This is a genomic window from Cryobacterium soli, from assembly GCF_003611035.1.
GTDB classification, from domain to species: Bacteria; Actinomycetota; Actinomycetes; order Actinomycetales; family Microbacteriaceae; genus Cryobacterium; species Cryobacterium soli.
This window is the reverse complement of the sequence record NZ_CP030033.1, coordinates 3,134,764-3,147,873: the sequence shown is the minus strand read 5'-3', so window position 1 is coordinate 3,147,873 and position 13,110 is coordinate 3,134,764. Positions and strand designations below refer to the sequence as shown.

Annotated in this window: 14 protein-coding genes and 1 riboswitch; of the genes, 12 read left to right on the top strand and 2 right to left on the bottom strand. The window is 70.8% G+C overall.

Annotation, left to right across the window (positions count from 1 at the left end):
* The first annotated feature begins 23 nt into the window (after window positions 1-23).
* Together DOE79_RS14620 and DOE79_RS14615 are read left to right on the top strand one after the other, a co-directional pair.
* Window positions 24-830: an alpha/beta hydrolase gene (locus DOE79_RS14620; RefSeq protein WP_120339140.1), complete on the top strand. Its 807-nt coding sequence runs from the start codon at window positions 24-26 to the stop codon at window positions 828-830.
* A 130-nt stretch (window positions 831-960) separates the two neighbouring features.
* Complete coding sequence (locus tag DOE79_RS14615) at window positions 961-1,788, top strand: VOC family protein (RefSeq protein WP_120340358.1); 828 nt, start codon at window positions 961-963, stop codon at window positions 1,786-1,788.
* A gap of 10 nt (window positions 1,789-1,798) precedes the next feature.
* Here the strand turns inward: DOE79_RS14615 and DOE79_RS14610 are convergent, their stop codons facing one another.
* On the bottom strand, window positions 1,799-2,500 hold the full coding sequence (locus DOE79_RS14610) for a TetR/AcrR family transcriptional regulator (RefSeq protein ID WP_120339139.1): 702 nt from the start codon (window positions 2,498-2,500) through the stop codon (window positions 1,799-1,801).
* A gap of 185 nt (window positions 2,501-2,685) precedes the next feature.
* On the opposite strand from DOE79_RS14610, the gene kynA reads away from it, so the two are divergent.
* From kynA to purQ, 5 genes are read left to right on the top strand one after another with little or no spacing between them, the layout of a single operon-like run.
* Entirely contained in the window at window positions 2,686-3,540 is an 855-nt protein-coding gene (gene kynA / locus DOE79_RS14605) for a tryptophan 2,3-dioxygenase (RefSeq protein ID WP_120339138.1), read from the top strand.
* Window positions 3,537-4,511: an amidohydrolase family protein gene (locus DOE79_RS14600; protein WP_162942767.1), complete on the top strand. Its 975-nt coding sequence runs from the start codon at window positions 3,537-3,539 to the stop codon at window positions 4,509-4,511. Before kynA ends, DOE79_RS14600 begins: the two co-directional genes overlap by 4 nt.
* Entirely contained in the window at window positions 4,508-5,836 is a 1,329-nt protein-coding gene (locus DOE79_RS14595; protein ID WP_120339136.1) for a kynureninase, read from the top strand. The genes DOE79_RS14600 and DOE79_RS14595 overlap by 4 nt, the downstream gene beginning before the upstream one ends.
* A 39-nt stretch (window positions 5,837-5,875) precedes the next feature.
* The gene (gene purS / locus DOE79_RS14590; protein ID WP_066598101.1) at window positions 5,876-6,145 is read left to right on the top strand and encodes a phosphoribosylformylglycinamidine synthase subunit PurS; all 270 of its coding nucleotides are present in this window, start codon (window positions 5,876-5,878) and stop codon (window positions 6,143-6,145) included.
* Window positions 6,145-6,843: a phosphoribosylformylglycinamidine synthase subunit PurQ gene (purQ, locus tag DOE79_RS14585; RefSeq protein WP_120339135.1), complete on the top strand. Its 699-nt coding sequence runs from the start codon at window positions 6,145-6,147 to the stop codon at window positions 6,841-6,843. Before purS ends, purQ begins: the two co-directional genes overlap by 1 nt.
* A gap of 87 nt (window positions 6,844-6,930) precedes the next feature.
* Here purQ and mgrA read toward each other — a convergent pair whose 3' ends face one another.
* Window positions 6,931-7,956 carry an L-glyceraldehyde 3-phosphate reductase gene (gene mgrA, locus DOE79_RS14580; RefSeq protein ID WP_120339134.1) on the bottom strand — a complete coding sequence of 342 codons (1,026 nt, stop codon included), beginning with the start codon at window positions 7,954-7,956 and terminating at the stop codon, window positions 6,931-6,933.
* 121 nt (window positions 7,957-8,077) lie between these two features.
* On the opposite strand from mgrA, the gene DOE79_RS14575 reads away from it, so the two are divergent.
* The 5 genes from DOE79_RS14575 (at window position 8,078) to DOE79_RS14555 (ending at window position 12,999) form a co-directional block, all read left to right on the top strand.
* Window positions 8,078-8,548, top strand: coding sequence for a DUF3817 domain-containing protein (locus DOE79_RS14575; RefSeq protein ID WP_245976955.1), 471 nt, complete (start codon window positions 8,078-8,080; stop codon window positions 8,546-8,548).
* A gap of 166 nt (window positions 8,549-8,714) precedes the next feature.
* Window positions 8,715-8,824: riboswitch (TPP riboswitch) on the top strand.
* A gap of 33 nt (window positions 8,825-8,857) precedes the next feature.
* Entirely contained in the window at window positions 8,858-9,502 is a 645-nt protein-coding gene (locus DOE79_RS14570) for a YkoF family thiamine/hydroxymethylpyrimidine-binding protein (RefSeq protein WP_120339132.1), read from the top strand.
* 184 nt (window positions 9,503-9,686) lie between these two features.
* A complete protein-coding gene (locus tag DOE79_RS14565; RefSeq protein ID WP_120340357.1) occupies window positions 9,687-10,313 on the top strand; it encodes an ECF transporter S component in 627 nt (208 codons plus the stop codon).
* Between the two features lie 68 nt (window positions 10,314-10,381).
* Window positions 10,382-12,199, top strand: coding sequence for an ABC transporter ATP-binding protein (locus tag DOE79_RS14560; protein WP_162942766.1), 1,818 nt, complete (start codon window positions 10,382-10,384; stop codon window positions 12,197-12,199).
* Window positions 12,196-12,999, top strand: coding sequence for an energy-coupling factor transporter transmembrane component T family protein (locus tag DOE79_RS14555; protein ID WP_120339130.1), 804 nt, complete (start codon window positions 12,196-12,198; stop codon window positions 12,997-12,999). The genes DOE79_RS14560 and DOE79_RS14555 overlap by 4 nt, the downstream gene beginning before the upstream one ends.
* The last annotated feature ends 111 nt before the right edge of the window (window positions 13,000-13,110 follow it).

The following is a 13,110-nucleotide window of genomic DNA, read 5'->3' as shown; positions in this document are numbered from 1 at the left end:
CCGGCAGGCCCTAGTCTCGGGGGATGCCCCTGAACACCCGCGCCGATACCGTCGCCGGACCGCACGGCCCTATTCCGGTGCGACGGTATACACCTGCGGGAATCACGACCGGACCGCCGATCGTCTGGGTGCACGGCGGCGGGTTCTTCAAGGGCGACCTCGACCTGCCCGAAACCCACGAGGTGGCCCGCGCCCTGGCCTTGGCCGGATTCCCGGTCGTCACGGTGGATTACCGGCTCGCGACCGTCGGGCCCAGGCTCGGGCGACGCGGGATCCGCTACCCGGTTCCGGTCGACGACGTGGTGGCGGTGCTGCGGGCCGTTCAGGAGGAGTTTCCGGACGGTGTGATCCTCGGCGGTGCCAGCGCGGGCGCCTGCCTGTCAGCCGCGACGGTACTGCGGCTGGCCTCCGAAGGCGCCCCGCCGCTCCGCGGGGTGTTCCTCGCCTACGGCTTCTTCCACGCCGCCCTGCCCGTGCGCTCCCGCGAGGTGATCGGGCGCCTGCGCGGCCGCCGCCGGTACACCCACCTCCCCGCACTGCTGAACCTGACCAACCGCAACTATGCCGGGACTGCCGCCGCCGCCGCCGAACCGTTCGCGTTCCCCGGCGGGCATCCGCTGCACGATTTCCCACCCGCGCTGATGCTGGATGCCGAGGGCGACTCCATGCGCGCCTCCGGCGAGCAGTTCGCCCGCGAACTGACGGATGCCGCGGTGCCGGTGGAGTACCACGTGCTGCCCGGCACCGTGCACGCCTTCCTCAACCGGCCGGGGGACCCTGCCTTCGCCCAAGCCACCGGGATGATCGCGGAGTGGGCTCGGCGGATCTAGGAGCCACCGGCCGTGGTGACGGCCCTGCCTGCCGGGACGCCACGTGGACCGGGGGAATAGCCGGGGCGGCGCATCCGTTGACGCAAGCGTGACCCGATCTTCTGCCGAACTGCTCGCCGCCGACACCGGAATGGGTGCGGTGACCCTGCGGGTGGGCAACCTCGACGCCATGATCGCCTACTACCGCGACGCCGTGACCCTCACGCTGCTCAGCCACGACGGCCCCGTCGCGGTGCTCGGCCGTGGCACGACCCCGATCGTGATCCTGCAGCACGCCCCCGAACTCGCCGCCGCCGAGCCACGCGCGGCCGGGCTGTTCCACACCGCGATCCTGTTCGATACCCAGGCCCAGCTCGCCGCGGCCGTGTACTCGGTGGGCACCAAGCATCCCGGCACCTTCACCGGCAGCGCCGACCACCTGGTGAGCCAGGCGTTCTACTTCACCGACCCCGAGGGCAACGGCATCGAACTGTACTGGGACCGTGACCGCTCGGAGTGGAGCTGGAAGCACGGCCAGATCGAGATGGCCACCCTTTACGTGGATCCGAACGCGTTCATCTCCGAACACCTCACCGAGCAGGGCCTGAGCGACCCGTCGGCCGGCCACGCCGTGGTGGGGCACGTGCACCTGTCGGTGGGCGATGTCGCTACCGCCCGCGAGTTCTACGTGAACCGGCTCGGTTTCGAGACCACCGCCGAGATGGGCGGCTCGGCGCTGTTCGTCTCCGCCGGCGGCTACCACCACCACATGGCCATGAACACCTGGAACAGCGCCGGCTCCGGTAAGCGCCGCCTGGCGCTCGGCCTCGGCCAGGTGGAGATCGTGCTTCCCACCAGCGACGACCTCGGCCAGCTCGGCGAGCGGATGACGCACTACGGCGTGCAGACCAGCAACGACGGTCAGGTGCTCGGCTTCGACGACCCCTGGGCCAACCAGATCCGGGTGCGCACCGCCTGAACCGCCGGGGTCAGTGGGCTGCGCGGGAACCGCGGGCGGCGCGCGTGGCACGCCGGGTGAGTCCGTGCACGGTGGCCTGGAACTCCTTGACGCTCAGGGGACGCCCGGGCAGCTTCGGCCGGGGCTTCTCCGGCATCCGCAGTCCGTCGAGCACGAGGGAGAGCTGCCGGCGCCACTGGCCGGTGTAACCGCCACCGAGGGTGCCGAGGGATCCGATCATGGTGACCAGCACGGCCAGGTCCATCGAGTCGACGTCGGGGCGCAGGTCACCGTCCTTCTTCGCCTGCGCCACCAAGGACGCGATGAAACCCTCGAACTCGACCGACGGCCGGGCCGTGGGGTCGATGGTGGCCATCCGCTTGAGGATGGGCGGCAGTGACGGGTCGGCGACGAGCCATTCGGCGAGACGCTCGGTGTAGAGCACCACTCCGGCCCAGGCCGTGGGGGCAGCGGCGATCTCCTCACGCACGGCGAAGAGTTCGGCCAGCGCGATGTCGTAGAGCGCCCGCACGAGGTCGTCGCGGGTGGGGAAGTTGCGGTACAGGGTGGCCACGCCCACGTCGGCGCGGCGGGCGATCTCCTCGAGCGAGGCGTCCACCCCGTCCTCGGCGATGAGCCTACGCGCCTCGTCGATGAGGCGTTCGCGGTTCTGCCTGGCGTCGCGGCGCCGCGGCTGGGACGCGTCCTGCGGGGGCCGGGCAGAGGTAGTCATGGGGTTGATTCTAGATCCCCTTCCTCCGAGGCCTCGGAGGGTGGCCTCCTCGCCGGTCAGTGCGGGCGAATGGCGCGCAACACTCTGGCGTGTCGGCCGCACACCTCGTGTTGCACCCTGCAGTGCCGAACAGACACAATTCAGGGACAGCCGCGGCGCGACGAGTTCCCGGCGGGAAGGCCACTGTGTCAGTCGAGAACAACACCCGCGACTTCGAGGCGGAGATCGTCACCGATTTCCGGGAGCGGATGAGCTACGGCGGCTACCTCGACCTCGACACCCTGTTGTCGGCGCAGAAGCCCGTGAGTGCGCCGGAGCACCACGACGAGCTGCTCTTCATCATCCAGCACCAGACCACTGAGCTCTGGCTCAAGCTCGTGTTGCACGAGCTGCGCGCGGCCGCGGAGAACCTCCGCAACGACAGGCTGCCGCCGGCGCTGAAGGGCATCGCCCGGGTCAAGCACATCCAGCGCACCCTCACCGAGCAGTGGTCGGTGCTCGCCACCCTGACCCCGACCGAGTACGCCCAGTTCCGGGACTTCCTCGGCAGCTCCTCGGGATTCCAGTCCTACCAGTACCGTGCGGTGGAGTTCGTGCTCGGCAACAAGCATCCGCGCATGCTCGAGCTGTTCGCCGCGGATGCTGAGGCCCATGCCCTGCTCACCGAGGTGTACGAGGCGCCGAGCATCTACGACGAATTCCTGCGCTACCTGCACCGCCAGGGCTTCGACGTGCCGGCCACGGTACTCGACCGCGACGTCACCGAGGCCTGGGTGCTGCACCCCGAACTGGTGCATACCTTCCGTGGAATATACGAGAACCACACCGACAATTGGAACGTGTACGAGGCCTGCGAGGAACTCGTCGACCTCGAGGACAACTTCCAGCTCTGGCGGTTCCGGCACCTCAAGACCGTGCAGCGCATCATCGGCATGAAGCCCGGCACCGGCGGATCCAGCGGAGCCGCATTCCTGCAGAAGGCGCTCGAACTCACCTTCTTCCCCGAGCTGTTCGCCGTGCGCACCGAGGTGGGCCGGTGACGGTGCAGCTGCCCGGGTTCCTCGACGCTCACGTTCATCTGGCGTTGATCGACCCAGCAGGGCTGGCCGCCGGTGGCATCTCCCGGGTGCTCGACCTCGGCGGCTGGACGCCCGGCTCGGCCGGCGACGCCGGCCCCGCTGCCGACGACGCGCCCGAGGCGCGCTTTGCCGGGCAGTTTCTCGGCGCCCCCGGCGGATACCCGAGCCGGCAGGCCTGGGCCCCCGCGGGCAGCGCCTGCGCGGTGGCCGGCCCGACCGACGCCGCCGCGGCCGTGGCCCGGCAGGCCGCCGCCGGCGCATCCGTGATCAAGGTCACCCTCAACTCCGCCGCCGGGCCCGTGCTCGCCGCCGATACCCTCGCGGCGATCGTGGCCGCCGCACACGACCGGATGCTGCCCGTCACCGCCCACACCGAGGGCGCCGGCCAGGCGTCCGCCGCGTTCGACGCCGGGGTCGACCTGCTCGCACACACGCCGTTCAGCGAGCCCCTGCCGGAGAAGTTGCTCACCGCCATGGCCGGCCGGATGACCTGGATCAGCACCCTGGACATCCACGGCTGGGGCGACCCGTCCAGGGCGTTCGGGGTGGCGAGCGACAACCTGGCCCGATTCCACGCCGCGGGCGGCCGGGTGCTCTACGGCACCGACCTGGGCAACGGTCCGCTGCCGGTGGGGCTGAACCGGCGCGAGATCGAGGCGCTGCTGGCCTGCGGCCTCACACCCGACGAGGTGCTCGCCGCGCTCACGGCAGACTTCCCGAGCCGCACCCCGGCTCACCGCGCCGCCGGGCCGGACGCAGCCGGGCACCGGGTTACCTTTATACCCGGCGACCGCCCCGCCGACCCGCGGGACCTGGCCGGATTCACCGACTGGCTGCTCGGCGCTCGCTCACAGCCCGTTCCCTCAGTGACCACCCGTCCGCCGCACTCCCGCTCGCTCACCCGGCCCGACCTCGAGGACCACCACTCATGACCCAGCACGACAGCAGCGTGACCGAGGGCCTCGACGCCCACCTCGCCTTCGCCCGCCGGATGGACCGCATCGACGGCCTCGGCCACTACCGCCGCCGGTTCGTGGGGCTCGACGACAGATCGGCCGGCGTGGCCGGCGCATCCGCCCCGGCGAACCCGGTGGCCTATCTCGACGGCAACTCCCTCGGCCGGCCCACTATCGCCAGCGTGGAGCGCATCAACGAATTCCTCACCGGTGCCTGGGGTACCCGGCTGATCCGCGGCTGGGACGACGAGTGGATGCAGCTGCCCCTCACCATCGGCGACGCCCTCGGCCGGGCCGCGCTCGGCGCCGCCCCCGGCCAGGTGTACATCGGCGACTCCACCACCGTCACCCTGTACAAGCTCGCCCGCGCGGCCGTGGACTCGCTGCCGGCCCGCAGCGAGATCGTGCTCGACACCGACAACTTTCCGACCGACCGCTACGTGCTGGCCGGCATCGCCGCCGAACGCGGCCTCACCCTGCGCTGGATCGAGTCGAGCACCACAGGCGGCGTCACCGTGGACCAGGTGCGCGCCGTCGTGGGCCCGCAGACCGCGCTCGTGGTGCTCAGCCATGTGGCCTACCGCTCCGGGTTCCTGGCCGACGTGCCCGCGATCACCGCCGCCGTGCACGAGGCCGGCGCGCTCGTGCTCTGGGACCTCTGCCACTCGGCCGGTTCGGTCCCGATCAACCTCGATCTCGACGGCGTCGACCTGGCCGTGGGCTGCAGCTACAAGTACCTCAACGGCGGCCCGGGAGCTCCCGCGTACGGCTACGTGCGCGCCGAGCTGCAGCCCGATCTGTCCCAGCCGATCCAGGGGTGGATGGGCGCCGCCGACGTGTTCGCGATGGGGCCGCAGTACGTGCCGGCCGAGGGCATCCGTCGCTTCATGAGCGGCACGCCGGCGATCGTGGGCATGCTCGCCATGCAGGACACCATCGGCATGATCGACGAGGTGGGCATCGACCAGGTACGGGCCAAGTCGGTGGCGCTGACCGAGTTCGCGCTCGAACTGGTGGATGCCTGGCTGGTGCCGCTCGGCGTCACCGTGGCCTCCCCGCGCGAGCACACCCACCGCGGCGGCCACCTCACCGTGGACCACCCGGCGATGCGCCAGGTCACCCGGATTCTCTGGGAACACGACGTAATCCCCGACTTCCGCGCCCCGGAGGGCCTGCGGATCGGCTTGTCGCCGCTGAGCACCAGCTTCGTGGAGACCTACGAGGGCGTCGCGGCCGTGCGCGACGTGCTGCGCGGCATCCTGCTCGGTCAGGCCGGACTCGCCCCGGCTGCAGGCCTGTAGAATCGACGCATCCGCCCCCGACGTCTTACGGAGTGAGCCATGCCAACCATCGTCGTAGAAGTTATGCCCAAGGCAGAACTGCTCGATCCCCAGGGCAAGGCCGTCGCCGGCGCCCTCCGCCGCCTCGGCAAGACCGAGTTCACCGGCGTGCGCGTCGGCAAGCGATTCGAACTCACCGTGGAGGGTCCCGCGGACGCCGCGCTGCTCGCCGAGGTACAGGAACTCGCCGACACTGTGCTCTCCAACTCCGTGATCGAGGACGTGACCGACGTCTACGTGCTCGAGGTCGCCGCCGGGGAAACGCACTGATGCGCATCGGCGTCGTCACCTTCCCGGGCTCGCTCGACGACCGCGACGCCCAGCGCGCCATCCGCCTGGCCGGCGCCGAGCCCGTTGCCCTCTGGCACGGCGAGCACGACCTGCACGGCGTGGACGCCATCGTGCTGCCCGGCGGCTTCAGCTACGGCGACTACCTGCGCTGCGGCGCCATCGCCAGCCTCTCGCCGATCATGGCCGAGGTCATCGACGCCGCCAACAAGGGGATGCCCGTGCTCGGCATCTGCAACGGCTTCCAGATGCTCACCGAGGCGCACCTGCTCGAGGGCGGGCTCATTCGCAACGAGGCGGGCGCGTTCATCTGCCGCGACCAGCGCCTGCGCATCGAGAACAACTCGACCGACTGGACGAACGGTTTCACCGACAAGCAGGAGATCACCATCCCGCTGAAGAACGGTGAGGGCGGCTTCATCGCCTCCGCCGACACCCTGGCCCGCCTCGAGGGCGAGGGCCGGGTCATCGCCCGCTACCTTGACGTGAACCCGAACGGCTCGCTCAACGACATCGCCGGCGTCACCAACAAGCGTGGCAACGTCGTGGGCCTGATGCCGCACCCTGAGCACGCCGTGGAACCCGGCTTCGGCCCCGACACCGCGCTGGCCATGCGCAGCGGCGTGGACGGCCTGGCGTTCTTCACCTCGGTGATCGAGCGCGCGCTGGTCAACGCCTAGGTTTCTGCGCCTCTGTTTGACATGAATTGCCCCGGTGCGCCGGGGCAATTCGTGCGTTAAGGGACGACTCGGTGGTGGGTGTGGGGCCTAGACGGCGCTGGAGGGTTCCCAAAGGTTGATGCCCAAGTCGACGGCGTGCTCGTCGATCGCGGCGATCTCCTCATCGGTGAAGACGAGATTGTCGATCGCGGCGATGTTCGTCTCCAGCTGGGTGACCGACGACGCACCCACGAGCGCCGAGGTGACGGTGCCCCGCCGAAGCACCCAGGACAGCGCGAGCTGCGCGAGCGACTGGCCGCGCGCATCCGCGATCTCGGTGAGGGCACGGATGCGCCCCACCGTCGCCTCGTTCACCATGTCGTGGCTCATCGACCCGGCCTGCGACGCGCGCGAGCCCTCCGGCACCCCGTTGAGGTAGCGGTCGGTGAGCAGCCCCTGGGCCAGCGGGGAGAACGCGATGCAGCCGACGCCGAGGTCGTCGAGGGTGTCGAGCAGGCCGTCTTCGACCCAGCGGTTGAACATCGAATAGGACGGCTGGTGGATCAGCAGCGGCGTGCCCAGATCGGCCAGGATCGCGGCGGCCTGCCGGGTGCGCTCCGGTGAATACGAGGAGATGCCGGCGTACAACGCCCGGCCGCTCGTGACGGCCGTGTGCAGCGCGCCCATGGTCTCCTCGAGCGGGGTTTCCGGGTCGGCGCGGTGGGAGTAGAAGATGTCGACGTAGTCCAGACCCATCCGGTTCAGCGACTGGTCGAGGCTGGACAGCAGGTACTTGCGCGAGCCGAAGTCACCGTACGGCCCCGGCCACATGTCGTAGCCGGCCTTGGTGGAGATGACGACCTCGTCGCGGTGGGCGGAGAAGTCCTCGCCGAAGATACGGCCGAAGTTTGTCTCGGCGCTGCCGTAGGGCGGGCCGTAGTTGTTGGCCAGGTCGAAGTGGGTGACCCCGAGGTCGAAGGCCCGCCGCAGGATCGCGCGTTGCGTCTCAACGGGCACGGTGCCGCCGAAGTTCTGCCAGAGGCCCAGCGAGATCGCGGGCAGCTTGAGGCCGCTGCGCCCGGTGCGGCGGTACGGCATGGACTCGTAACGGGTGTCTGCGGGAAGGTACGTCATGACCTCATGCTGGCACAGCGGCCTGGCAGAGGTTCCATCCTTCGACGGATGCTCCGCTCAGGCGGGCCTGACAGGCTGGAGTCTGACCTGCCCGCCGATCACGCTTCCAGGAGTCCTCCCCGTGTCACCCCGCCTGCTCTACCGCATCCTGTCCATCGCCGAGGCGATCACCTGGACGATCCTGATCACCGCGATGCTGCTCAAGTACGTGTTCGCGCCGGGCGACTTCGGGGACGGCGCGGTGCGGGTGGGCGGCTTCGTGCACGGGCTGGTGTTCCTGGCGTACGGGATCACCGCTGTGCTCGTGGGTGTCAACCAGCACTGGCGTCCCCGGCTGATGCTCCTCGCCGTGTCCACCGCCGTGGTGCCCTACGCCACGATCCCGTTCGACCGCTGGCTCGAGCGCCGCAACCTGCTCGACGGCGGCTGGCGCCGGGAGGCCACGGACGACCCCCGGGACCACACCGTGGTGAGCCGGCTGCTCCGCGTCGGTCTGGCACGGCCGCTACTGTTGGCATCCGTTCTGGTGGTCGGCCTGGTCGCCGTCTTCACGACCCTGCTCGTGATGGGCCCGCCCGGCGGCGGCGCCTGACCTTCGCCGACACCGCGGCCAGCGCTCGACGCGGCCCGTTCGTCGTGCGCGGGTCACGCGCCGCTCCGCGGGTGGCGTGCCACGGGCGCAGTGGCGCCGTGCCCGCGCATCACGCCTGACCCGCGGCGTCACGCTGAACGCGCGAACGTCGCGACCGTGTATGGTCGGTGCTGTACACGGGAGTCCGGTAAGCCGGGCTGAGAGGAAGCTTCCTAAGCTTCGACCGTTGAACCTGATCTGGATCATGCCAGCGCAGGGAGAACGCACTCAACACCATCCCGTGCCCTGTTCACCGACAGAAGGCGCGACATGACACATCCCACCCCCACCCTGCCCGACCTGGCGCCGGCGGCTTTCACGCCGCTCGAATTCGGCGTGGGCGCTCGCATCACGCTTGCCGTGATGAGCGACCGCTACGCCGACATCATCCTGGACGCCATCCGGAGCACCGACACCGCCGGCCTCACCGTGGACACCGGTGTCGTGAGCACCTTCGTCGGCGGCGCCGAGGCCGACATTCTGCGCTACCTCACCGACCTCATCGGCGCGGCCGCGCGGAGCGGCCGCCATGTGACCGCCACCGTGCACTTCTCCCGCGGATGCCCCGGCGAGGTCGTCTGCGCCCTGCCCGGCGGTGCCGGGCCGCTGCGCAGCGAGATCCCCGCGGCGACTCCCGTGGGCATCATCGCCGCGGGCGAGTGGGCGCTGTACCCGCTCGACGACGGCGGCCGCCCCGGAACACAGCCCGACCACATGCGCGACATCTATGCCGCGATCGACTTCGCCAAGGCGAACGGCAGCTTCGTCGCGTCCGAGCACTTCGTGACGCGACTGCAGGGCGACCTCGCCACCGTGCTGCAGACGGCCGCGGCCGGCTGGATCCTCGTGGGGCAGAGCGTGCAGCACGTCACCAGTCACCTCACGCTGTCGATCAACAGCCCCTCCGCGCGCTGATCCGGCCCACGCCGGGCGCCGTCTGACCTGGCGGCAGAACACCCGCGGACCTCCCGCGTCGGCTCGGCACGTCCGATTCCGATTCTCTATTCGGCCACCGTGGCCGTTCCCGGCACGCCTCCGTGTGCATCCCCTGCCATCGTCTGGCACACCCCTCTTTCCCTCTCTCATGAAGGACACCACCATGCCTGCTGCACCCTCCTCCACCGTCGCCTCCACCGCATCCGCCACCCGCCCCATCCACCGTTTCACCCTCAAGGACCTCGTGCTCATCGTCGTACTCGGGGTGGTCTTCGGCTTCCTCTACTGGGCACTCGTGCAGGCGTGGACCGGGCTGTCGATCCTGCTCGGACCGGCGGGCGACCTCGCGCAGCACGTGCTGCTGGGCGGGTGGCTGCTCGTGGCGCCCATCGCCGTCGCCATCGTGCGCACCCGGTTCGCCGGGGTGATCGCCGAGGTTCTGGCGTCGGTCATCGAAGTCGTCTTCCTCGGTTCGGCGGTCGGGCCGATGCTCTTCGTCGCCGCCGCGATCCAGGGAGCCGGCAGCGAACTGCCCTTCGCGCTGCGCCGATATTCGTCCTTCGGCTGGGGTAGTTACGCGCTGTCCGGGCTGCTCGGATCGGGCTTCGTGTTCATCTTCTCCGCCTTCCGGTCCGGCTGGTTCGGCCAGGACCTGTTCTTCCTCCGATTGGGTATCCAGCTGGCTTCCGGCGTCATCCTGGGGGGTCTGCTGGCCAAGGTGATCGTGGATGCGCTGGCCAAGACGGGCGTGGTCGACAACTACGCCATCGGCCGCGCGCTGAACTCCTAGGCCGGGGCGTGTCCGACACAGGAGTGCCCGCCGCGGCTGTGCCTACTGGCGCTGTGCCGACTGTCGCTGTGCCTGCCGTCGCTGTGCCTGCCGCTGCTGTCCCCGCGGTCGCATTGCCCGCGGTTGCGTTCCGGGATGTCACCGTCACCTTTCCCCGGCAGGACCGCGCCGTGCTGCATGGCGCCAGCTTCACCATCGCCGCCGGGGAGCGTGTGGTGCTGTTCGGCCCGTCCGGGGCCGGCAAGTCCACCCTGCTGGCCACGATCACCGGGGTGGTACCGCACTCTGTGATCGCCCAGGTCACCGGATCGGTCACCGTGGCCGGCCGCGACGCCCTCGCCACCGAGGTGGTGGAGCTCTCCCGCCACCTCGGCGTGCTGCCGCAGGACCCGGACTCGGCCGTGTGCCTGCCCGGGGTGGAACAGGAGCTCGCCTTTGTTCTGGAAAACCGGGCCGTGCCACCGGCGGGGATCTCCGACCGCATCGATGCCGTCCTCGCAATTGTGGGCGCCGGCCGGCTGCGCGACCGTCAGACCGGCTCCCTGTCGGGCGGGGAGAGCCAGCGTGTGGCGCTCGCGGCGGCGCTGATCGGCCGCCCCGACATCCTGGTGCTCGACGAGCCGACCTCGATGCTGGATGCCGACGGGCTGCGTCAGGTGCGCGACGCTGTCGACGCCGCGGCCCGGCCCGGCACCGTCGCGGTGCTGCTGGTGGAACACCGTCTCGACGAGTACGCGGGCAGCCTCGGCGTCGCCGGGCTGCCGGAGAGGTGCATCGTGCTCGGCGCCAACGGGAGAATCACGCACGACGGGCCGACCGCATCCGTGCTGCCGGCGGCAGCGGGCGAGCTGCACCGGGCCGGCTGCTGGCTGCCCGGCGAGATCGAACTGCAGGCCGCGCTCGGCCTCTCCGGCGGGCTCGCTGCGCCGGACGTGCAGCGGGCGCTGCTGAGGCTGGCGAATGAGGGGCCTGGGGCTTGTGTATCGGAGGCGTTCGGCCCGGTGGTGCTGGCCGGCCGCGACCTCGCGGTCAGCCGGGAGTTGGCACCTCGGCCGGTGCGGCGTCGGCAGTGGCCGTTCCGCCGGGCCGCGCTCGACGCGGGCGACGGGCATGCCGCACGCGGCGGACATCCTGCGGGCGACGGACGAACCGAGGGTCGGCGGGTGCTGCTCAGCGGCGTCAACCTCGAGCTGCGCGCAGGCGAGATCGTGGCCGTGCTCGGTCGCAACGGTGCCGGCAAGTCATCGCTGCTGCTCACCCTGGCAGGCCTGCTCGCTCCGGCCGGCGGCACCGTGACCGGTGCGCGGCCCGGCCTGGTCTTCCAGAACCCGGAGCACCAGTTCCTCGGCAACACAGTGCGGGAGGAGATCGCCGTGGGGCTGCCGGCCGGCTCCGCGCGGGTGGACCGGGTGCTCACCGAGCACGGGCTCGGCCCGCTCGCCGACCGGAACCCGTACCGACTCTCCGGCGGCCAGAAACGCAAGGTCAGCCTCGCGGCGATGCTCGTTCACGAACGACCCAGCCTGCTCGCCGACGAGCCGACGCTCGGCCTCGACCGTCGTTCGACCATCGCCACGATCGCAGCCTTCCGCCGGGCCGCGCGGGCCGGGCGCGGCATCCTGCTGTGCAGCCACGACCTGCGCACCGTCGCGACCTTCGCCGACCGGGTGCTCGTCGTGGCGGGCGGCCGGATCGTCGCGGACGGTTCGGTCATCGAGGTGCTGCGCCAGGGCGACCTGCTCGCGCGGGCCGGGATCACCGTGCCGCCGCTTCTCGGCTGGCTCGTCACCCGGCTGGACTCCGTCGCCCAGGTGCGGCGGGTGCTCGACGCCCTCGACGCGACGGTGGATGCGGGCGATACCGTGCCCGCTGCGGAGGCTCGATGAATGCGTCGAGCGCCCTCGGCGCAGTGGCTCCCTCACCGCTGGCACGGCGAAACCCCACGGTGAAGCTGGCGATCCTCTTCATCGTCTCGCTGGCACTGCTCTTCGTGTTCGACCCGGTCACCCCGGCACTGCTGTACCTGCTCGGCCTCGCCGCGGTGCTGGGCTTCGCCCGGATCCCGCTCCGCACCCTCGTGCTGGCCCACCTGCCCTTCGTCGGGTTCGCCCTGGGGATCCTCGTGGTCAACGCCCTGAGCCGACCCGGCGAGGTCCTGGTCGACCTGCCGCCGATCCGGGTCACGGTGGAGGGGCTGCAGGTGGGATCGGCGCTGGCCCTGCGCACGATGGCCATCGGCATCCTGTCGATCGGCTTCATCGGCACGACCGACCCGGTGGCGTTGATGACCAGCCTGCACCAGCACGCCCGGCTGAGCGCCCGGGTGACCTTCGCGGTACTGGCCGGCTACCGGATGCTGCAGCAGCTGCCACGGGAATGGCAGGTCATCCGGCAGGCGCAGTCCGTGCGGGCGCCCGTCCGCTCCGACGGTGCAACCCGGTTCGGCATCCGCGAATTCGGGCGCGCCGCGTTCACCCTTCTCGTGGTGTCCCTGCGGCGCGGGGAACGGATGTCGCAGTCGCTGGAGTCGCGCGGGCTCGGCTTGGGCGCCCGCACGGTGTGGCGGCCGGTGCCGCTCGGCCCGGCTGACTGGCTACTGTTCGCCGGCACGCTGGGCGTTCTGGCGCTCGTGATCGACGGGGTCGGCACGCTGGGGTTGGGCGTTGGACCGGGCGTGCTGTTCTGAGTCGAGCGTCGCGCGGCCGAGCCAGGCCTCGCGGGCAGCCGCCGCTACGCGGGAGGCAGCACGCCAGGCGCAGCGCGGGCCGCGCGCCGCTGCGCTGGAGGCCCGCCACCT